General features: G+C 58.9%; 22 protein-coding genes. 14 read left to right on the top strand and 8 right to left on the bottom strand.

Annotated features, from left to right (window positions below; genetic code table 11):
- Positions 1-78 precede the first annotated feature (78 nt).
- From KGB06_RS20985 to KGB06_RS20995, 3 genes are all read left to right on the top strand, one after another.
- The gene (locus KGB06_RS20985) at positions 79-1,500 is read left to right on the top strand and encodes a transglycosylase SLT domain-containing protein (protein WP_223519156.1); all 1,422 of its coding nucleotides are present in this window, start codon (positions 79-81) and stop codon (positions 1,498-1,500) included.
- Between the two features lie 103 nt (positions 1,501-1,603).
- Positions 1,604-2,038, top strand: coding sequence for a DoxX family protein (locus tag KGB06_RS20990; RefSeq protein ID WP_223519158.1), 435 nt, complete (start codon positions 1,604-1,606; stop codon positions 2,036-2,038).
- Between the two features lie 247 nt (positions 2,039-2,285).
- Positions 2,286-2,594 carry a hypothetical protein gene (locus tag KGB06_RS20995; RefSeq protein ID WP_007943613.1) on the top strand — a complete coding sequence of 103 codons (309 nt, stop codon included), beginning with the start codon at positions 2,286-2,288 and terminating at the stop codon, positions 2,592-2,594.
- Between the two features lie 3 nt (positions 2,595-2,597).
- On the opposite strand, the gene greB is transcribed toward KGB06_RS20995, so the two are convergent.
- Genes greB through KGB06_RS21010 form a run of 3 tightly spaced genes read right to left on the bottom strand, consistent with a single transcriptional unit; the run spans position 2,598 to position 6,317 of the window.
- Complete coding sequence (gene greB, locus KGB06_RS21000) at positions 2,598-3,095, bottom strand: transcription elongation factor GreB (RefSeq protein WP_033057207.1); 498 nt, start codon at positions 3,093-3,095, stop codon at positions 2,598-2,600.
- 34 nt (positions 3,096-3,129) lie between these two features.
- Entirely contained in the window at positions 3,130-5,634 is a 2,505-nt protein-coding gene (locus tag KGB06_RS21005) for an ABC transporter permease (protein ID WP_223519160.1), read from the bottom strand.
- Positions 5,634-6,317: an ABC transporter ATP-binding protein gene (locus tag KGB06_RS21010; protein ID WP_223519162.1), complete on the bottom strand. Its 684-nt coding sequence runs from the start codon at positions 6,315-6,317 to the stop codon at positions 5,634-5,636. Before KGB06_RS21010 ends, KGB06_RS21005 begins: the two co-directional genes overlap by 1 nt.
- A gap of 10 nt (positions 6,318-6,327) precedes the next feature.
- Between KGB06_RS21010 and KGB06_RS21015 the strand changes: the two genes are divergently transcribed.
- From KGB06_RS21015 to KGB06_RS21025, 3 genes are all read left to right on the top strand, one after another.
- Positions 6,328-6,933, top strand: a complete 606-nt coding sequence (locus KGB06_RS21015) for an arylesterase (RefSeq protein ID WP_223519164.1) — start codon at positions 6,328-6,330, stop codon at positions 6,931-6,933.
- A gap of 56 nt (positions 6,934-6,989) precedes the next feature.
- Positions 6,990-7,283, top strand: a complete 294-nt coding sequence (locus tag KGB06_RS21020) for a hypothetical protein (RefSeq protein ID WP_003226812.1) — start codon at positions 6,990-6,992, stop codon at positions 7,281-7,283.
- A 99-nt stretch (positions 7,284-7,382) separates the two neighbouring features.
- A complete protein-coding gene (locus KGB06_RS21025) occupies positions 7,383-8,354 on the top strand; it encodes a L,D-transpeptidase family protein (protein WP_223519166.1) in 972 nt (323 codons plus the stop codon).
- A gap of 123 nt (positions 8,355-8,477) precedes the next feature.
- Here the strand turns inward: KGB06_RS21025 and oprI are convergent, their stop codons facing one another.
- Complete coding sequence (oprI, locus tag KGB06_RS21030) at positions 8,478-8,729, bottom strand: outer membrane lipoprotei OprI (RefSeq protein WP_007943620.1); 252 nt, start codon at positions 8,727-8,729, stop codon at positions 8,478-8,480.
- 641 nt (positions 8,730-9,370) lie between these two features.
- On the opposite strand from oprI, the gene KGB06_RS21035 reads away from it, so the two are divergent.
- Complete coding sequence (locus KGB06_RS21035; protein WP_223519168.1) at positions 9,371-9,652, top strand: GNAT family N-acetyltransferase; 282 nt, start codon at positions 9,371-9,373, stop codon at positions 9,650-9,652.
- 65 nt (positions 9,653-9,717) lie between these two features.
- On the opposite strand, the gene KGB06_RS21040 is transcribed toward KGB06_RS21035, so the two are convergent.
- Positions 9,718-10,794 carry a 3-deoxy-7-phosphoheptulonate synthase gene (locus KGB06_RS21040; RefSeq protein ID WP_223519170.1) on the bottom strand — a complete coding sequence of 359 codons (1,077 nt, stop codon included), beginning with the start codon at positions 10,792-10,794 and terminating at the stop codon, positions 9,718-9,720.
- A 118-nt stretch (positions 10,795-10,912) separates the two neighbouring features.
- Complete coding sequence (locus KGB06_RS21045; RefSeq protein ID WP_223519172.1) at positions 10,913-11,356, bottom strand: PilZ domain-containing protein; 444 nt, start codon at positions 11,354-11,356, stop codon at positions 10,913-10,915.
- Between KGB06_RS21045 and KGB06_RS21050 the strand changes: the two genes are divergently transcribed.
- The 5 genes from KGB06_RS21050 (at position 11,355) to cysB (ending at position 15,312) form a co-directional block, all read left to right on the top strand.
- Positions 11,355-11,741: a thioredoxin family protein gene (locus KGB06_RS21050; protein ID WP_223519174.1), complete on the top strand. Its 387-nt coding sequence runs from the start codon at positions 11,355-11,357 to the stop codon at positions 11,739-11,741. The two genes, KGB06_RS21045 and KGB06_RS21050, sit on opposite strands and share 2 nt — an antisense overlap.
- On the top strand, positions 11,738-12,694 hold the full coding sequence (locus KGB06_RS21055) for a putative 2-dehydropantoate 2-reductase (protein ID WP_223519176.1): 957 nt from the start codon (positions 11,738-11,740) through the stop codon (positions 12,692-12,694). Before KGB06_RS21050 ends, KGB06_RS21055 begins: the two co-directional genes overlap by 4 nt.
- A gap of 25 nt (positions 12,695-12,719) precedes the next feature.
- Positions 12,720-13,625: a 5'-nucleotidase gene (locus tag KGB06_RS21060; protein WP_223519178.1), complete on the top strand. Its 906-nt coding sequence runs from the start codon at positions 12,720-12,722 to the stop codon at positions 13,623-13,625.
- A 95-nt stretch (positions 13,626-13,720) separates the two neighbouring features.
- Positions 13,721-14,224: a universal stress protein gene (locus tag KGB06_RS21065; RefSeq protein ID WP_223519180.1), complete on the top strand. Its 504-nt coding sequence runs from the start codon at positions 13,721-13,723 to the stop codon at positions 14,222-14,224.
- Between the two features lie 113 nt (positions 14,225-14,337).
- On the top strand, positions 14,338-15,312 hold the full coding sequence (gene cysB / locus KGB06_RS21070) for an HTH-type transcriptional regulator CysB (protein ID WP_007943628.1): 975 nt from the start codon (positions 14,338-14,340) through the stop codon (positions 15,310-15,312).
- A gap of 15 nt (positions 15,313-15,327) precedes the next feature.
- Here the strand turns inward: cysB and KGB06_RS21075 are convergent, their stop codons facing one another.
- Positions 15,328-15,810, bottom strand: a complete 483-nt coding sequence (locus tag KGB06_RS21075; protein ID WP_223519182.1) for a transcription elongation factor GreAB — start codon at positions 15,808-15,810, stop codon at positions 15,328-15,330.
- 2 nt (positions 15,811-15,812) lie between these two features.
- Positions 15,813-16,226, bottom strand: coding sequence for a hypothetical protein (locus KGB06_RS21080; RefSeq protein WP_223519184.1), 414 nt, complete (start codon positions 16,224-16,226; stop codon positions 15,813-15,815).
- A gap of 124 nt (positions 16,227-16,350) precedes the next feature.
- On the opposite strand from KGB06_RS21080, the gene earP reads away from it, so the two are divergent.
- Complete coding sequence (gene earP, locus KGB06_RS21085) at positions 16,351-17,493, top strand: elongation factor P maturation arginine rhamnosyltransferase EarP (protein WP_223519186.1); 1,143 nt, start codon at positions 16,351-16,353, stop codon at positions 17,491-17,493.
- Between the two features lie 48 nt (positions 17,494-17,541).
- A complete protein-coding gene (locus KGB06_RS21090; RefSeq protein WP_007943632.1) occupies positions 17,542-18,111 on the top strand; it encodes an elongation factor P in 570 nt (189 codons plus the stop codon).
- Positions 18,112-18,150: the final 39 nt, after the last annotated feature.

Raw genomic sequence — 18,150 nt, forward strand, 5'->3', positions numbered from 1 at the left:
GCGCTCATGGCGCTCTGTTTCTGTCGTTCGATTTCATGATTTTTTTGGAAATCGGCCAGTAATCTTTCCGGAGAGTGGATGATACGTCCCTCGATATTGCTACTGCTGTGCTGTTCGTTGCTGCTGCCGATGCCGGCGGTTGCACGTCTGGCCGGGCCGCTGCAAGCCGTGCCGGCAGCCAAGGTGCGCGACCTGGCGGAGATTCGCAGCAGCCGGGTATTGCGGGTGCTGGTCAACCAGAGCCGCAACAGTTCCGGCGAAGTCCAGGGCCAGGCCATCGGTGTCGAATACCACCGCTTGCACGCCTTCGAGCAATACCTCAATGGCCACGCCCGTGACGGTCAGGAAATCAACCTCAAGATCATCCCCAAAGCCAAGGATCAACTGCTTGGCGCCTTGCAACGCGGGGAGGGTGATCTGGTCGCACCCGGGGAGTTGCTCGATTTGCAGCCAGGCTTCGCGGTCAGCAGCAGTGAACCGCTCGCCAGCAATATCCCGTTGGTGCTGGTGGGGATCAAAGGCGAGCGTCGTTACACCCGTGTTGAACAACTCTCGGGCAAAACCCTGGCGCTGCCCAACGGCAGTGCAGCCGGGGACGCGGTGAGCCAGATCAATTCCAAACTGGCGCTGCACAAGTTGGCACCGATAACGATCGAGTGGGTTGATCCCAGCCTCGCCGTCGAAGACGTGCTGGAAATGGTTCAGGGCGGGATCTTTCACCTGACCATTGTCGAGCAACCGATTGCCGAGCGCTGGGGCAAGATTTTGCCCAAATTGCGTTTCGACAAGCAGGTGCAGATCAGCGAGCCGGGCGAAGAGTTCTGGTTTGTGCGCCGCGATGCGTCGATGCTACGGGCGAGCATCGATCGTTTTTTGACGACGTACAAGAAACCATCGGACCAGGACGTGGCGTTTCTGCGGATCTATCGGCGACTGTACCAAGTGCACAATCCACTGGCCAAGGCCGACCGCCAGCGCCTGGAGAAACTGCGTCCGGTGCTGCAAAAGCATGCCGATGCCCAAGGCATGGACTGGTTGAACCTGGCGGCGCTGGCGTTCAAGGAGTCGGGACTGCAACCCAATGCCCGCAACAGTGGCGGCCCCACGGGCTTGATGCAAATCACCCCGTCTGCCGCCCAGCGAGTGGGGGTCAACAACATTCAGGACCTCGACGCCAATGTCCAGGCCGGGGCCAAGTACCTGGCCATGATCCGCCGCAAGTTCTTCGCCAGCCCCAAACTCAACGAGCGTGAGCGCATGGCGTTTGTGCTGGCCGCCTACAACATTGGCCCGGAGCGGGTTCAAGGCATGCGCGCCGAAGCCCGGCGGCGTGGCCTGAACCCCAATCAGTGGTTCTTCCAGGTCGAGCGCATTGCCATGGAGCAGGTGGGCATGGGCCCCGTCAGCTATGTTAATAGCGTGAACAAGTATTACCTGGCATTCGATCGTGAGAGGGAGTCGCTGGAGCCGCAGGGACAAAAAGTTGTCTCTCTTAAATGATCAGCTAATTTGATCGTTATGTCGCAATTATTGCGCTTTTAACATTTGTCTTATCGATTAACATGGCGCCCAACGAACACACTCTCACAATGGATGACACAGCATGAGCTCACTGATCAACAAGGTACTGTTTACCCGCGCCGGTTTCGGTCTGACCGCGGTACGGATCGTCGTCGGGATCATTTTCGCAGCTCACGGCTCGCAGAAACTCTTCGGCATGTTTGGGGGATACGGCATTGCCGGCACTGCCCAGTACATGGAAAGCCTGGGCCTGGCGCCCGGTCATCTGATGGCGATCCTGGCCGGTGGTACCGAGTTCTTCGGCGGCCTGGCCCTGATCATCGGTCTGCTGACACGTCCGGCAGCACTGGGGCTGACATTCCTCTCGCTGGTCGCGATTTTCTCGGTGCATATTCATAACGGCCTGTTCATGACCAACAACGGTTATGAATTCGCCCTGGCCCTGCTCGGTGGCAGCGTCGCGGTATTGATCGAAGGTGCCGGCAAGCTGTCGGCAGACCGCGTCATCAGCGACTGACCGCTCTGACTCAACGAAAAGGCCTGCATTGCGCAGGCCTTTTTTGTGTGCGTCATTCTTGACACTGTCCGGTCAGCTTCTCTAGGATGTTGCCCATGCGCCGATTTAAACAGCTACTTGCGGGGCGCCAGGTGACTCAATCAGTTGCCGATAGAAGCTTGAAACAGGCTTCGAAATACCGCTAAAGCGCTGGTTCGGTGTTGCCTCTCACCTGCCATGCAGACTTTTGAGGCAGAGACACGACTCGATGAACGCACTTAGCCCTACAGTACGTCCCGCGCCGATCACGGCACATCTCACCCAGCGCAATCCAAAGATCCTGCTTGGCGGTCAACATCAGCCGACACTTCTGCGTTATCTCGATGGCTGGCCACGTCGTACCGGCGGGCCTGCTGCGTTCCTGATCCAGTTTGTCGAAGACGGCGAATCGCTGGCTCGATTTGCCAGCGACAGTTTTGACTTGGCGGTGATTCAATCACCCAGCCTTGAAGACGCCCCGGAAATGATCCGGCAGTTGACCCGCGTTGCCCGACAAGGCCTGATCACCCGCCGCTGAGGTTCAAAGGTACTCAATCGCCACGATATACACGCATTGCTCACCGGTCGGTGTCTGGACACGAACTTCGGCGTCCAGCGCCTTGCCGATCAGCGCGCGGGCGAGCGGTGAGTCGATGCTGATCAGCCCCAGTTTCAGGTCCAGCTCATCCGGCCCGACAATGCGGTAGCGCGACTCTTTGCCGTCCTCGTCTTCGATCGTGACCCAGGCGCCAAAATAGACCTTGTTCGGATCGCTGGGTTTTTCGCTGACCACCTTGAGCGCTTCCAGCCGCTTGGTAAGAAAGCGCACGCGGCTGTCGATCTCGCGCAGCATCTTTTTGCCGTACGTGTATTCCGCGTTCTCGGAACGATCACCCTGAGCCGCGGCCTCACTCACCGACTGCGTCACTTGCGGTCGCCGTACATGCCAAAGCTCATGAAACTCGGCCCGCATCCGCGCTTCACCTTCGGGGGTGATCAGCGCGGTGCCAGCGGTGCGGGGAGGGCGATAACGGCTCATGGCAACTTCTTGTGAGGGAGAAGGTTCGAGTCTATCAACCCTCGCGCAACACTGTCAGGGGGCTGGCGTTCAACGCACGACGGGTACCGAACACTCCGGCACCGCCAATCAGTACTGCGCCGATCAATGGCAAGACCAGTAACCACGGATGCGGATGCCACGGCAGGTCAAATGCGTAGCGGTAGAGCACCAGGCTCACCAGTTCCGAGCCCAGTGCCGCCAACAAGCCGCTGACCGCGCCGAGTAAACCGAACTCGATCCTTCGGGCCTTCACCAGCAATTGCCGTTCGGCCCCCAGCGCTCGCAACAGGGCGCCTTGTCGGATGCGCTCATCGAGCGTCGCCTGCAAGCCGGAAAACAATACCGCCATCCCCGCCGCGAGTACAAACAACAACACATACTCCACCGCCAGCGTGACCTGGGCGAGGATGCTGCGCAGCTGCTCCAGCAAGGCTTCGACTTGCAGAATGGTCACCGCCGGGAAGCTTCGCGACAGGTCGACAATCTGCTGATCATGACCGGCCGCCAAATAGAAACTGGTCAGGTAAGTCGCTGGCAAATCCTTCAAGGTGCCAGGCTGGAAGATCATGAAGAAGTTCGGCTGGAAGTTGTCCCAGTTGATCTCTCGCAAGCTGGTGACTTTCGCTTCACGATTGACCCCGCCCACGGTAAACACCATGTGATCGCCCAGCTTGAGCTTCAGGCTTTCGGCCACTTTGCCTTCAACCGAAACACCGGGAACCTCCTCGGGTGTCTGTTCGGTCCACCAGTTACCCGCCGTGATCTTGTTGCCCGTCGGCAAGTCTGCCGCCCAGGTCAGGCTCAGGTCGCGCTGGATCGCTCGATCACCTGCCGAATCCTTGCTGACGATGTCCTGCACCGGCTCGCCGTTGATGCTGATCAGTCGACCCGGCACCACCGGGTAAAGTGGTGCGGACTGCGCTGACAGTTGGATCAGGCGATCCGTAAAGGCCTGTTTGTCCGCCGGCAGGATGTTCAGCGCAAAGTAATTCGGGGCGTTTTTCGGTAGCTGGTTCTGCCAGGTGTCCAGCAGCTCACCCCTCAGCAGCGCGATCAGCGCCATGGACAGAAGAATCAGCCCGAAGGCCAAGGCTTGTCCCGCTGCCGCCAACGGATGACGCAGCAGCTGGCCCAACCCGAGGCGCCAGGGCAGCGAAGCGCGGGCCAGCATCCGACGCAGGCTTTTCAGCAGCAGCAAGAGCAAGCCGCCGAGTACCAGCGCGGCGATCACGCCACCGACGAGCAGGGCGAAGGTCAGCACCAGGTCGAGGCTCAGACGCCACATGATCAGGCCAAGGGCGCCCAAGGCGGCGCCATAGACCATCCAGGTGCTGGACGGAATCGGCAGCATGTCCCGACGCAACACCCGCAGCGGCGGCACGCGACCGAGTGCGGCCAGCGGTGGCAGGGCGAATCCAGCCAGTGCAACCAGCCCGGTGCCGATCCCTGCTATGGCCGGCAGCAAACCACCCGGCGGTACATCGGTCGGCAACAAATCATGCAGCAACGCAAACAGCCCAAGCTGTGCCAGCCAGCCGATAAGGGCGCCGCTGAGGCTGGCGAGCAGGCCGAGTACCGTCAGCTGCAAACTGAACAGCACCATGGTTTCCCTGCGTGACAGGCCCAGGCAACGCAGCAATGCACTGGCATCGAAGCGGCGCGTGGCGAAGCGAGTGGCAGACAGCGCCACCGCCACACCGGACAGCAGAACCGCCACCAGGCTCGCCATGTTGAGGTAACGCTCGGCCTTGCCCAACGCACCGCCAATTTGTCGGTTGCCGTCGCGGGCATCCTGCAGGCGCTGGTTGGCAGCCAGACCAGGCTTGATCAGTTGGCGATAGGTTTCCAGCGCCTCGGCTTTGCCGCGCCAGAGCTCGCGGTAACTGACTCTACTTCCGGGTTGCACCACACCGGTGGCGGTAAGGTCGTTGAGATTGATCAGCACGCGTGGCGTGAGGCTGTAGAAATTGCCGGCCCGGTCGGGTTCGTAGGTCAGCACGCGTGCCAGTTTCAGGGTTTTCATGCCGACGTCGATGCTGTCGCCGATCTTCAAATCCAGCGCCGTCAGCAGTCGCGCCTCAACCCAGGCCTCACCGGGTTTCGGTCCGCCTCCGGGTACTTGCGGGGCGAAGGGCGCCGGGGCACTTTTCAGTTCGCCGCGCAGTGGGTAGACGTCATCAGCAGCTTTGATGCTGGACAGCTGAATGCCGTTGTCAGTGGCGATGACGCTGGAGAACTCCACCACTTGAGCATGCTGGAGCCCCAGTTCCACACCGCTTTTGATCTGTTCGGGCCGTGCCGGTGAGCTGCCTTCGAGCAACAGGTCGGCACCCAGAAACTCGGTGGCGCGCAACATCATGGCGCCGTTCAAACGGGCGCCGAAATAGCCGATGGCAGTACTCGCCGCCACAGCGACCAGCAAGGCGAAGAACAACACGCGCAACTCACCCGCGCGGGCATCGCGCAGCAGTTGGCGGATGGCAAGACTGAACAGGCGCAGCAGCGGCAGGCGTGCCATCAAGGCTCCAGAGGGCCGACCAGCAGGCCGGCTTCAAGGCGGATCAGGCGCCGGCAACGATGTGCCAGGCGTTCGTCGTGAGTCACCAGCACCAGCGTTGTGCCGCGTTCCTGGTTGAGTTCGAACAACAGATCGCTGATGCGCTCGCCGGTGTGGCTGTCGAGGTTGCCGGTGGGTTCATCGGCGAACAGCACATCGGGTTCGGCGGCAAACGCCCGGGCAATTGCCACGCGCTGCTGTTCTCCACCGGAGAGCTGGCGCGGCGAGTGCGTCAGGCGCTGGCCCAGGCCGACCCGTTGTAGCAATTCGGTGGCGCGTTCGCGGGCGTCTTTGCGGCCATCGAGTTCCAGGGGCAGCATGACGTTTTCCAGGGCATTGAGGCTGTCGAGCAACTGAAAGGACTGGAACACAAAACCGACATGCTCGGCCCGAATGCGTGCGCGTTGATCTTCATCGAGCGTGCTCAGCCCTTGCCCGGCCAGCGTGACTTCGCCGCTGCTGGGCAGGTCGAGCCCGGCAAGCAGACCGAGGAGGGTGGACTTGCCGGAACCGGAGGCGCCGACGATGGCCAGGCTGTCGCCCTTGTTCAGTTCCAGGCTGAGTTCGTGCAGGATAGTCAGTTCACCTTCCGCGCTGGGAACCACTTTGCTGAGGTTCTTCGCGGTGAGAATGCTTGCGCCCATGGAGAATCCGATGCGTGTGTGGTTTTTGAGTGCTGGCCTGGCCTTGATGTGCATGGCCCAGAACGCAGCGGCGGGTACTGTCCTGATCGTTGGCGATAGTATCAGCGCGGGTTTCGGACTGGATACCCGCTTGGGGTGGGTCTCGCTGCTCGAACAACGGCTCAAACACGAAGGTTTCGACGATAAGGTGGTCAACGCATCCATCAGCGGCGACACCAGCGCCGGAGGCCAGGCGCGCCTGCCTGCGCTGCTTGCAGAGCATAAGCCGGAGCTGGTCATCCTCGAGTTGGGCGGCAATGACGGACTGCGTGGAATGCCCCCGGCTAATTTGCAACAAAACCTTGCTTCGATGATCGATAGCTCCCGCGACAGCGGTGCCAAGGTCCTCCTGCTGGGCATGCAATTGCCACCCAATTATGGCGTTCGTTACACCGAGGCCTTTGCCAAGGTCTACAGCACGCTGGCCACCGAGAAAAAAATCCCGCTGGTGCCGTTTTTTCTCGATGGCGTCGGCGGCCATCCGGACTTGATGCAGGCGGACGGCATACACCCGGCGGCCGGGGCTCAGGACAAGTTGCTGGAAAATGTCTGGCCTACGCTAAAACCGCTGTTATGACGCTTTTCTAGGCGCGGGCTTTCGGCTAAGGTGGCGCCCCCGATTTGGAGCCCCCGATGCCGCGTCCTGCCTGGTCACTTTTTGCCTATCAACTGATCGAGCCTGACGAACAGCTGGATCTGTTCGCCTGCCAGGAAGTGCGGGTACATCTGGTAACCCGTCAGCTGGAGCTGGGCGGCTCGGCGGACCGAACCTTGTGCGGCAGCCTGTTGCCGGCACAGCCGCGTTGGTCGAGTGTCGATCGTCGGGTGTTCCAGGACCAGCGTCTATGCTCGCTGTGCCGGGCCATTCTGGAATCGCAAAAACGCGGTACCTCGCCGATCTGGCCAGAGCTACGGTTCGAGCTCTAGCGCATAAAAGGTAGCGTGCTATCGGCCGACTCCCCGAATTCAAGGGCGCCGGTGTACAATCCCGCTCTTACCCTTGTCGATCTGCGAAGGACTTTCCGGATGTTGCCGCGTTTTCCTGCCGTCACCCGCTTCTTGTCTCTTGCCGCCCTTTGTGTGGCTGGTCCAGTTGCAGCATTGGAGTTTCCCCTGCCACCTCCCGGTGAAGACATCATCGGTCAGGTGCAGGTGATCAAGGCCAAGTACGAAGATACCTTCGCTGACATTGGTACCGCTTACGACTTGGGCTACACAGAAATGCTCGCGGCCAACCCGGGAGTCGATGCATGGTTGCCGGGCGCCGGTACCGAAATCATTCTGCCGACACGTTTCATCCTGCCGCCGGGACCGCGTGAAGGCATCGTGATCAACCTGGCCGAGTACCGCCTCTACTACTACCCCAAAGGCAAGAATGTGGTTTACACATTCCCGCTGGGTATCGGTCGTGAAGGCTGGGGCTCGCCAATTGCCCACACCAACATCACCGCGAAGACGCCGAACCCGACCTGGACCCCTCCAGCGTCGATCAAGGCCGAGCACGCCGCCGACGGTGATCCGCTGCCTAACGTGGTGCCGGCAGGCCCTGACAACCCGCTGGGGCCGTTCAAGTTCACATTGGGCACACCGGGCTACCTGATCCACGGTTCCAACAAGAAGTTCGGCATTGGCATGCGCACCAGTCACGGTTGCTTCCGCATGTTCAACAACAACGTACTGGAAATGGCCGGCATGGTGCCGGTCGGAACGTCGGTGCGCATTATCAACGACCCGTACAAGTTCGGTATAAGTGCCGGCAAGGTTTACCTGGAAGCGCACACGCCGCTGGATGACAAGGGCAACCCTTCGGTGGTCGACAAGCACACCGCGGTTATCAATGCGATGCTCAAGCGTGAGGACATCACCAACAACCTGCGCATGAATTGGGATGTGGTGCGCGACGTGGTCGCCGCTGAAGATGGCTTACCAGTGGAAATCGCCGTGCCGAACAATGCCGCGCCGATGATGTCGAGTGCGCCGCTCGATCCATTGCAGTAAGGCTTGAAAAAAACCCGCCGACGCAGGCTGCGTCGGCGGGTTTTTTGTTGCCTGAAAGAAGCATCAGGCAATAAAAAGCCGACCCATAAAATGGGTCGGCTTGATAATAATCCCGAGGGACTATTACTTGCGGCTAGCTTTGTCCAGCATGCGCAGAGCACGCTCGTTAGCTTCGTCAGCAGTCTGTTGTGCTTTTTGAGCAGCAGCCAGAGCTTCATCAGCTTTACGGTAAGCTTCGTCTGCACGAGCCTGGGAGCGAGCAGCTGCGTCTTCAGTAGCGGTCAGACGTGCTTCGGTTTCTTTCGATGTGCTGCTGCAACCAGTGGCCAGAACTGCGGCCAGAGCCAGAGCAGAGAATTTCAGAACGTTGTTCATCGTGTTCCCCTTCAAGGACTTTCTATTAAGTAGCTGTCTCCTCAGAGTGAGGAAATAGCCGGCGTACATACTACCCATTACTACTCGTAAGTAAACTGACGTAAAGCAAGAAGCAAAAAAAATTGTAGGCGTTGATTCTTTTTCGAGCAACTTTTAACTGCATTGTTTAAAAAATATCCAGCTGCGAGGCCCGAGATGAGCGAGCCGCCAAGGAAAAGTTCCGCGCACTCACGGCGTTTTTTTTCAGTCTTGGCTAAAGTCTGGCTAGATGAATTCGTCCATACTTTTGTTCGAATTTTGCACAGCGGCTCTCATAATCTTTATCCATGTAGAGGTGACTTTAAGAGAACGGGTTCGTCTTATGTCTCAACATCCGGCAATGTTCAGGCTGTCGACCCGCAAAGACCGTCGGTCGAGCCGTCCCTGCGTACCCTGGAGCAGCACCCGCTGGCTAAGCACGATGACGAGCGCACCTTGAGCATTTCTGCCAATGGTGCCTACTATTTGTTACGTGTTCGGTTGCGCGAGATCGGTGCAGTTCTTCTCGGTGTCCATTCAGGCACGGGGTGGCGTAGATGTTCCTTCGCCGGAAAAACATCGGTAAGGTAGGGGTCAGATTTCAAGACCCGCGAGGAGTAGTGATGAGCGAGGCGTTGTCCATCCACCATGACCAGGCTGGTCATCAGTTCGAGACCACTGTGGACGGTCATCGTGCCTACCTGACCTATATGGATCTGGGGAAACAGACCCTGGATATCTATCGCACCTTTGTGCCCAACGCATTGCGTGGTCGCGGCATTGCCGCAGCCTTGACCGAGAAGGCGCTTTCGTACGCAGATGAAATGGGTTACACCGTGATCCCATCGTGCTCTTACGTCGAGCGCTACATGGAACGTCACCAGCGGCACGCCGCCAAGCTGTGACCAAAACGAACGCATAAAAAAACGCCAGGTTTAAGCCTGGCGTTTTTGTGTGCGCTAAACGGTGATCAAGTGCGATCGCGTTTAGGCAGCACGTCCTTGAGCTTGGCATGCATGCTGCGCAAGGTGTTTTCGGTGGCGGACCAATCGATGCAGGCGTCGGTGATCGACACGCCGTATTGCAAGTCGGCGAGGTCTTTCGGGATGGCCTGGCAGCCCCAGTTCAGGTGACTCTCGACCATCAAGCCGATGATCGACTGGTTGCCTTCGAGAATTTGGTTGGCCACATTCTCCATCACTAGCGGTTGCAGGGCCGGGTCCTTGTTGGAGTTGGCGTGGCTGCAATCGACCATGATGTTTGGCTTGATTTTCGCCTTGTTCAGCGCTTGCTCGCAAAGCGCGACGCTGACCGAGTCATAGTTCGGCTTGCCGTTGCCACCGCGCAGTACCACGTGGCCGTAGGCGTTGCCCTTGGTGGTGACGATCGACACGCCACCTTCCTGATTGATGCCCAGGAAACGGTGCGGGCTGGAAACCGATTGCAGGGCGTTGATCGCCACTGTCAGACCGCCATCGGTGCCGTTCTTGAAGCCGACTGCCGAGGACAGGCCAGAAGCCATTTCGCGGTGAGTCTGGGACTCTGTGGTACGCGCACCGATGGCCGACCAGCTGATCAGGTCCTGCAGATACTGCGGGGAGATCGGGTCGAGGGCTTCGGTCGCGGTCGGCAGGCCCATTTCGGCCAGGTCGAGCAACAATTGACGACCAATGTGCAGACCATCCTGGATCTTGAACGAGTCGTCCAGGTACGGGTCGTTGATCAAGCCTTTCCAGCCGACGGTGGTGCGTGGCTTCTCGAAATACACGCGCATGACCAGATACAGGGTATCGGACACTTCGGCGGCGAGTGCCTTCAGGCGATCGGCGTATTCGTGGGCAGCCTTGATGTCGTGGATCGAGCAAGGCCCGATGACGACGAACAGGCGGTGGTCGGTGCCATCCAGGATATTGCGAATGACTTCGCGGCCTTTGGTGACGGTGCGCAGGGCGGCGTCGCTCAGAGGGATATCACGCTTGAGCTGATCAGGAGTGATCAGTGTCTCGTTGGAGGCGACGTTTAGGTCGTTGATCGGTAAATCAGCCATCGTTTACTCGTCAGGTCACGGGTGCCGGCCGCCAGCGAACCCGCGCGGCGGAGCACAGCAAATTAAGCGCGTCGGGGAGCCGAACCTTAGCGCGTTATCCGCCTGCTCGACAATGGGTTTAATCCAGCACCGGCTGTGCAAATGCCTTATGAACGGTGTCGTGAGAGAACTCGTCGGCATGCTCCTGGACCCATTCGAGGGCCAGTGCCTGAATATCCTGCAAGTCTTCGTGCGCGTCATGCAGGCGACAGTAGCGTTCGATCTGGCACACCTGCTCGCCCATCCGGGCACTGAACAGCATCTGCTCGTCCACAAAGGCAATGCCCACCAGATAGCCGCGTTTGCGCCGCAGGCACCACGCCACATAGCCCAGATAACGCATGTCGGGGTTCAAGGTCGGCATGCGCACTTCCAGCGCCGTACCATGGCGCCAGGCCCGGTGATAATTGCAAGCCATGCCCCCGAGGCTGATAGTGTGCAAGCGCTGGCGCGAAATGCACTCATGTTTGAGTAACGTCATTTCGACGGGCACATCATCAGGATGAGGAATAAAACGTCCCATGAACACGTACTCCCTGTGTCGGCCATCTGACATTGTTTCCCGAAGTATAGTGGTCGAATTGGAACTGACCGACTTCGATGCCGACCAACGGCTACTGGCAATGAGCGGCGTATCCCTGGTGATTTTCACCAGTGTCGGCTGTGCCAGTTGCCGATTTGCCCGTGAACAGTTGCCCAGGCTCGATCTGACGGTTGATCGACTGTGCTGGATCGATGCCGGGAGCAATGGCGGGGTGGTCGAGCGATATCAGGTTTTTCATTTGCCGGCGCTGTTTGTGGTGCGCGACGGTGAGTTTTTCGGGGTACTACAATCGCGTCTGACCGGCACCGAACTCAATGATGCGGTCGGTCGGGCGCTGATGAGAACAGCAGAGGAGTTGCCATGATGGGGGCAGTCACCAAGCCGACAATCGGTGTAATTGGAACCGGCGCTATCGGCGGGTTCTACGGGATGATGCTGGCGCGTGCCGGCTTCGATGTGCACTTCTTGCTGCGCAGTGAGTTTTCAGCGGTGGCCGAGCGCGGGTTGCAACTCGACAGCGCGGTGCATGGTGCGCTGACGTTGAATCCGGTTCAGGCCTATTCGTCGGCCGAAGACATGCCGCCCTGCGACTGGTTGTTGGTGGGCGCCAAAACCACCAGTAACGCGGATCTGGCGCCCGCCATCATTCAGGCGGCCGCACCGAATGCCAAGGTGCTGGTACTGCAAAATGGCCTGGACGTTGAAGACAGTCTGCGCGAGTTGCTCCCCGGCTCGCTGCATCTGCTGGGCGGGCTGTGTTTTATTTGCGTCCATCGCACCGGTCCCGGGGAAATTACCCATCAGGCGCTCGGTGCAGTCAACATCGGCTACCACAGTGGCCCCGCTGCTGATGAGCAGGCGCGCATGGCAATTGTCGAGGAGGGCGCCGGGTTATTTCACAGCGCCGGTATCGATTCGCAGGCCATGCCGGATCTGCACCAGGCACGTTGGCAAAAACTGGTCTGGAATGTCCCGTACAACGGCCTGTCGGTTCTGCTGGGAGCAAGCACCACGCCATTGATGGCCGATGCCGACAGTCGGGAACTGATCAAGGCCTTGATGGCCGAAGTGGTTCAGGGGGCGATCGCCTGTGGTCACGACATACCGGCCGGTTATGCCGATCATCTGTTCATGGTGACCGAAAGAATGCCGGACTACTGGCCGAGCATGTATCACGATTTCCTGCACAAGCGACCGCTGGAACTGGCCGCGATTTATGCGCGGCCCTTGGCGGCGGCCAAAGCGGCGGGGTGCGAATTGCCGCTGATTGAAGCGTTGTATCGCAGTTTGGGGTTCATCGATCGACGCAACAGGTGAGCCGATCTACCTGAGGGGGAAGGGCATGGCAAAGACTATCGACGACAAACTGGTGCTGGCGATTTCTTCGCGAGCACTGTTCGACCTGAGCGAAAGCCACAAGGTTTATCTGTCGAGCGGCGTCGAAGCCTACCGGCAATATCAGATCGAGCACGAAGACGAAATCCTCGAACCCGGTGACGCTTTCCCTCTGGTGGAGAAACTCCTGAACCTCAACACCCGCCTCGGTCGAGCGCGGGTCGAGGTGATCCTGGTGTCGCGCAACAGCGCCGACACCGGCCTGCGGGTGTTTAACTCGATTCACCACTATGGGCTGGCGATTTCCCGCGCGGCGTTTGTCGGCGGACGCAGCCCCTATCCGTATCTCAAGGCCTTTGGCTGTGACCTGTTTCTGTCGACGCATGCCGAAGATGTGCGCAGTGCACTGGACGCCGGTTTCGCGGCGGCGACCATTTTGTCGGGCGGTGCGAGCCGCGCAGCCAGTGATGAATTGCGGATTGCCTTCGACGGTGATGCGGTGCTGTTTTCCGACGAATCGGAGCGGGTCTACCAATCCGGTGGCCTGGAAGCGTTTCAGGCCAGCGAGCGTGAGTCCGCCCGCGAACCGCTGCGCGGAGGGCCGTTCAAGGGCTTCCTGGCCGCCCTCAACCTGTTGCAGCGTGAATTTCCCGACGACGACTGCCCTATCCGCACGGCGTTGGTGACGGCGCGTTCAGCACCGGCCCATGAGCGAGTGATTCGTACGTTGCGCGAATGGGATATTCGTCTGGACGAATCGCTGTTTCTCGGTGGCCTGACCAAATCCGCATTTCTCGAAGCGTTTGCCGCCGACGTGTTTTTCGACGATCAGGCCGGCCATTGCGAGTTGGCCCGCGAAGTCGTCGCCACCGGCCACGTACCGCACGGCATAAGCAACGAGCAAAAGGTTTAAGCCAGCGGTTCAATACGTTACGCAAAGCGTCGTACTCGCCAAGGCACTGCTAAGCTGAATCAAATCTCCGCCATGTTGGCTTGCGAGGAGATCCTATGATTCAGTCGATGCTGTATGCCACTGACCTTGGCCTATATGCACCGTTGGTGATGCAGCACGCCTTGGCCCTGGCGCGGACATTCAATGCAGACTTGTATGTGGTGCACGCGGTTGAGCCCATGGGGTTGTTTGCCGAATCGGTGCTTCAGAGCTACCTGGATGAGCAGGCGTTGAACGAGTTTCACAGTCAGGGCCTGAGTACTGTGATTGCCAATATCGAGCAGCGGGTGCTCGACAGCTTTCGTGAAGAGTTGGGGGATGAAGGGGAGCAGGACCTGGCGCGGATTCAAGCGGTGAGGGTGCTTCAGGGCGATCCGTCGCAGGTGATTCTCGACCAGGCGGAGAAACTCTCTGTCGATTTGCTGATCGTAGGGAGTCATAGCCACGGTGCCGGCGCGGAAACGCCTCTGGGCAGGACCGCAGCACGCGTGTTGCAGCTGTCTCGGGTGCCGGTCTATCTGGTGCCGCTGGTGGAGCGGCGCCGGCAGGGTGATCGCTAGAAAACGAATACTGGCAATTCGACAAAAAAGTTCTAGATTTATTCTTCAAACCATTAATATAGTTATATACCGTCGCTGATGCCCGTGGCGTCTACCTGCTTTGAGGGATTCATATGAAGCTTCAACAATTGCGCTACATCTGGGAAGTGGCGCACCACGACCTCAACGTTTCCGCTACTGCACAAAGCCTTTACACCTCGCAACCGGGTATCAGTAAGCAGATCCGTCTGCTGGAAGACGAATTGGGGGTCGAGGTTTTCGCCCGCAGCGGCAAGCACCTGACCCGCGTCACCCCGGCCGGCGAGCGCATCATCACCACCGCCGGCGAGATTCTGCGCAAGGTTGAAAGCATCAAGCAGATCGCCCAGGAATTCTCCAACGAGAAAAAGGGCACCCTGTCGATCGCCACCACTCACACTCAGGCGCGTTATGCGTTGCCACCGGTGATCAGCAATTTCATCAAGCAATATCCGGACGTTGCCCTGCACATGCACCAAGGCTCGCCGATGCAGATCGCTGAAATGGCCGCTGACGGCACCGTGGATTTCGCCATTGCCACTGAAGCGCTGGAGTTGTTCGGCGACCTGGTGATGATGCCGTGCTACCGCTGGAACCGCTGCGTAGTCGTGCCTCAAGGCCACCCGCTGACCAAACTGTCGACGCTGACCCTCGAAGCCCTGGCCGAATACCCGATCGTGACTTATGTGTTCGGTTTCACCGGCCGTTCGAAGCTCGACGAAGCGTTCAGCCATCGCGGTCTGACGCCCAAAGTGGTGTTCACCGCCGCCGACGCCGACGTGATCAAAACCTACGTTCGTCTGGGCCTGGGCGTGGGCATCGTGGCGAAAATGGCGGTCGACGCCAAACTCGATAGCGATCTGGTGGTGCTCGATGCCAGCGAGCTGTTCGAGTCCAGCATTACCAAAATCGGTTTCCGTCGCGGCACCTTCCTGCGTGGTTTCATGTGCGACTTCATCGAGAAGTTTGCCCCGCACCTGACCCGCGAAGTCATGGCCAAAGCCATTCAGTGCCACAACAAGCAGGAACTGGAAGAGCTGTTCGACGGCGTCGAACTGCCGGTCCATTAATCAGGTGTCCTTGTTCTAGACCACCTCGGTAACAGAAAACTGTTGCCGAGCGCCCGCCACCAGAATCTCCACTTCATCCCCTTCGAACTTGCCCAGCAGGCTTTTGCCCAGCGGCGAGCGGGGGGTGATGACAGTAATCCATTGCCCCACCAGATCGACCTTCAGGCCGGCTGCATCGGGGGCCAGAAACAGCCATTGCTCGCGGCCCTTTTCGTCTTCCAGGCCGAGCAATGCACCGACTTCAATGCCGCGCTGATCGTCATAAGGACGCAAAGTCAGATTCTGGCACAGCGTCAGTGACTGCCTGATCTCTTCCACTCGCCTGGCCTGTCCGGCCGCCAGATAGGAGGCCTCCAGCCCCAGGGTGTCGTACTTGTTTTCGGCGATGTTCTCTTCGTGGGTCGCGGTTTCGTAAGCGGTTTGCGCGGCACGCTCGGCGATGTCGAGATCGACCCGCAGCTTGTCGAGAATCAGTTGGTGGACCGTCTGTTTGTTCATGATCAATCGCAGAATTGCAGGACATTGGCGCGGCTTTTTTCGCTCGGTGCCGTTTGGTCCTGCTGCAACCAGAACTGGCATTTTGGATTGGACAGATTGCGGCTGCTGCTACGGGCTTGATCCATTCGTACCTGCTGCTCGTTCTTGCGCAGGTTCTCTTCGTACTGTCCGAATATCGGGCTCTGCGCTGGAATATCCGGCTGCGGCTGTTCAACCACCACCGGCGGCTTGGCCAGTTGCTCCACGGCAGCCGCCAGCGGTGCCAATTGCTCTTTGAAAAGCAGCGCAGAGGCGAGCCAGCAGGTCAGCGCGATAACGAGAAATCCCAGCCATAAACCGAGGGCAATGCTGCCGGTCAGTTGCAGGGCATTGAGCTGGATCGGCAACGAGCGGCGCGGCTTGGGACGGTAGGGCATGGCTGCCTCCTGGCGGATGGTCACGGGCGAATGGCGATTGTCGCACGAAGATTAATCGCCGTCGGCTCTTCTGCACGAGGTAATTTATGCGGACAATCGGCGCCTTTGCCAACGGGAACCTGGAATGCCTGAACTGAAAACCCGCTGGGATATTTTTTGCACCGTGGTCGACAACTTTGGCGACATCGGCGTGACCTGGCGCCTGGCTCGACAACTGGTGGCCGAGCACCCCATCGAAGTACGTTTGTGGGTCGATGACCTGCGCGCCTTCGAGCGTCTGTGTCCCGAGATCGATATCCATGCCGCGCAGCAATGGCATGCCGGTGTTGAAGTGCGCCAATGGCCAGCCGAGTGGTTGGCTACCGACGCGGCGGATGTGGTCATTGCCGCGTTCGCCTGTCAGTTGCCGAGTGCCTACATGGACGCCATGGCCGGGCGGGTAAAGCCGCCGCTGTGGATGAACCTCGATTACCTGAGCGCCGAAGACTGGGTAATCGGTTGCCACGGTTTGCCGTCGGTCAAATACAAAACGGTGCAGAAGTATTTCTTCTTCCCGGGATTCCAGCCGGGCACCGGAGGTCTGATGCGTGAAAGTGGACTGCTTGAACGCCGTCGGCAGTTTCAGCAAAGTCCCGAGGTACAACGAGCGTTCCTTCAAGGATTGGGCATTGATCGTGCCGCGAATGCGCAATTGATCTCGCTGTTTGCCTATGAGAATGCCGGGTTGTCGAGTTGGCTGGATGTGCTGGCCGCCGATTCAACGCCTACGCATTTACTGGTGCCCGAAGGGCGGATTCTCGGCGATGTCGAACGCTGGCTCGGCGTTGAAGGATTAGCCGGGGGGGCGCTGCATGTCTGTGACGGCTTGACCGTCCAGGTGCTGCCGTTCGTCAGACAGGATCAATACGATCAGTTGCTCTGGTGCTGCGATTTCAACGCCGTGCGCGGTGAAGATTCATTTGTTCGTGCCCAATGGGCGGGCCGGCCAATGCTCTGGCACATCTATCAGCAGGAGGAAGACATCCATCTGGACAAGCTCGATGCGTTCCTCGCGCTGTACACAAAAGGCCTGTCCGAGCCTGCCAGCCAGGCGATCAACGGTCTTTGGCGCGCGTGGAATGCGGGTCATGATATGTCTGACCACTGGCGCACGGCCCGCAAACACTGGCCAGAGCTGCAAAAACACGCCGAGGCGTGGTGTCTGGAACAAGCCTTGCAGGCCGATCTTGCCGCGGCGCTGGTACAGTTTTATGTAAATTGGATATGATACGCGGCCTAGATTTTTGTAAATCCCATCCAAATTCGGATATTCGCAATGAAAACTGGTAAAGAACTGAAACCCGGTACCGTGATCCGTCTCGAAAACGATCCTTGGCTGGTTCAGAAAGCTGAATTCACCAAGTCGGGTCGTAACAGCGCGATCATGAAGACCAAGCTGAAAAACCTGCTGACCGGTTACAAGACCGAGATCGTTTACAGCGCCGACGACAAACTGGACGACGTAATCCTCGACCGCAAAGAAGCGACCCTGTCCTTCATCAGCGGCGACACCTACACGTTCATGGACACCACTGACTACACCATGTACGAGCTGAACGCTGAAGACATCGAAGCTGTTCTGCCTTTCGTTGAAGAAGGCATGACCGATGTTTGCGAAGCGATCTTCTTCGAAGAGCGTCTGGTATCCGTAGAACTGCCGACCACCATCGTGCGTCAGGTTGACTACACCGAAGGTTCCGCTCGCGGCGACACTTCCGGCAAGGTGATGAAGCCTGCCAAACTGAAGAACGGTACCGAACTGTCGGTAGCTGACTTCATCGAAATCGGCGACATGATCGAGATCGATACCCGTGAAGGCGGTTCCTACAAAGGCCGTGCTAAATAAGCACCGCCTGAGTAATGAAAAAGCCCGACCATTGAGTCG

It is taken from the genome of Pseudomonas sp. GL-B-19 (genome assembly GCF_019956415.1).
Classification (GTDB): Bacteria; Pseudomonadota; Gammaproteobacteria; order Pseudomonadales; family Pseudomonadaceae; genus Aquipseudomonas.

What these genes read in the sequence shown, in the direction of transcription:
- KGB06_RS20985 (WP_223519156.1), top strand. Translation starts at nt 79, where the DNA reads ATGATACGTCCCTCGATATTGCTACTGCTGTGCTGTTCGTTGCTGCTG.
- KGB06_RS20990 (WP_223519158.1), top strand. Translation starts at nt 1,604, where the DNA reads ATGAGCTCACTGATCAACAAGGTACTGTTTACCCGCGCCGGTTTCGGT.
- KGB06_RS20995 (WP_007943613.1), top strand. Translation starts at nt 2,286, where the DNA reads ATGAACGCACTTAGCCCTACAGTACGTCCCGCGCCGATCACGGCACAT.
- greB (WP_033057207.1), bottom strand. Translation starts at nt 3,095, where the DNA reads ATGAGCCGTTATCGCCCTCCCCGCACCGCTGGCACCGCGCTGATCACC.
- KGB06_RS21005 (WP_223519160.1), bottom strand. Translation starts at nt 5,634, where the DNA reads ATGGCACGCCTGCCGCTGCTGCGCCTGTTCAGTCTTGCCATCCGCCAA.
- KGB06_RS21010 (WP_223519162.1), bottom strand. Translation starts at nt 6,317, where the DNA reads ATGGGCGCAAGCATTCTCACCGCGAAGAACCTCAGCAAAGTGGTTCCC.
- KGB06_RS21015 (WP_223519164.1), top strand. Translation starts at nt 6,328, where the DNA reads ATGCGTGTGTGGTTTTTGAGTGCTGGCCTGGCCTTGATGTGCATGGCC.
- KGB06_RS21020 (WP_003226812.1), top strand. Translation starts at nt 6,990, where the DNA reads ATGCCGCGTCCTGCCTGGTCACTTTTTGCCTATCAACTGATCGAGCCT.
- KGB06_RS21025 (WP_223519166.1), top strand. Translation starts at nt 7,383, where the DNA reads ATGTTGCCGCGTTTTCCTGCCGTCACCCGCTTCTTGTCTCTTGCCGCC.
- oprI (WP_007943620.1), bottom strand. Translation starts at nt 8,729, where the DNA reads ATGAACAACGTTCTGAAATTCTCTGCTCTGGCTCTGGCCGCAGTTCTG.
- KGB06_RS21035 (WP_223519168.1), top strand. Translation starts at nt 9,371, where the DNA reads ATGAGCGAGGCGTTGTCCATCCACCATGACCAGGCTGGTCATCAGTTC.
- KGB06_RS21040 (WP_223519170.1), bottom strand. Translation starts at nt 10,794, where the DNA reads ATGGCTGATTTACCGATCAACGACCTAAACGTCGCCTCCAACGAGACA.
- KGB06_RS21050 (WP_223519174.1), top strand. Translation starts at nt 11,355, where the DNA reads ATGAACACGTACTCCCTGTGTCGGCCATCTGACATTGTTTCCCGAAGT.
- KGB06_RS21045 (WP_223519172.1), bottom strand. Translation starts at nt 11,356, where the DNA reads ATGGGACGTTTTATTCCTCATCCTGATGATGTGCCCGTCGAAATGACG.
- KGB06_RS21055 (WP_223519176.1), top strand. Translation starts at nt 11,738, where the DNA reads ATGATGGGGGCAGTCACCAAGCCGACAATCGGTGTAATTGGAACCGGC.
- KGB06_RS21060 (WP_223519178.1), top strand. Translation starts at nt 12,720, where the DNA reads ATGGCAAAGACTATCGACGACAAACTGGTGCTGGCGATTTCTTCGCGA.
- KGB06_RS21065 (WP_223519180.1), top strand. Translation starts at nt 13,721, where the DNA reads ATGATTCAGTCGATGCTGTATGCCACTGACCTTGGCCTATATGCACCG.
- cysB (WP_007943628.1), top strand. Translation starts at nt 14,338, where the DNA reads ATGAAGCTTCAACAATTGCGCTACATCTGGGAAGTGGCGCACCACGAC.
- KGB06_RS21075 (WP_223519182.1), bottom strand. Translation starts at nt 15,810, where the DNA reads ATGAACAAACAGACGGTCCACCAACTGATTCTCGACAAGCTGCGGGTC.
- KGB06_RS21080 (WP_223519184.1), bottom strand. Translation starts at nt 16,226, where the DNA reads ATGCCCTACCGTCCCAAGCCGCGCCGCTCGTTGCCGATCCAGCTCAAT.
- earP (WP_223519186.1), top strand. Translation starts at nt 16,351, where the DNA reads ATGCCTGAACTGAAAACCCGCTGGGATATTTTTTGCACCGTGGTCGAC.
- KGB06_RS21090 (WP_007943632.1), top strand. Translation starts at nt 17,542, where the DNA reads ATGAAAACTGGTAAAGAACTGAAACCCGGTACCGTGATCCGTCTCGAA.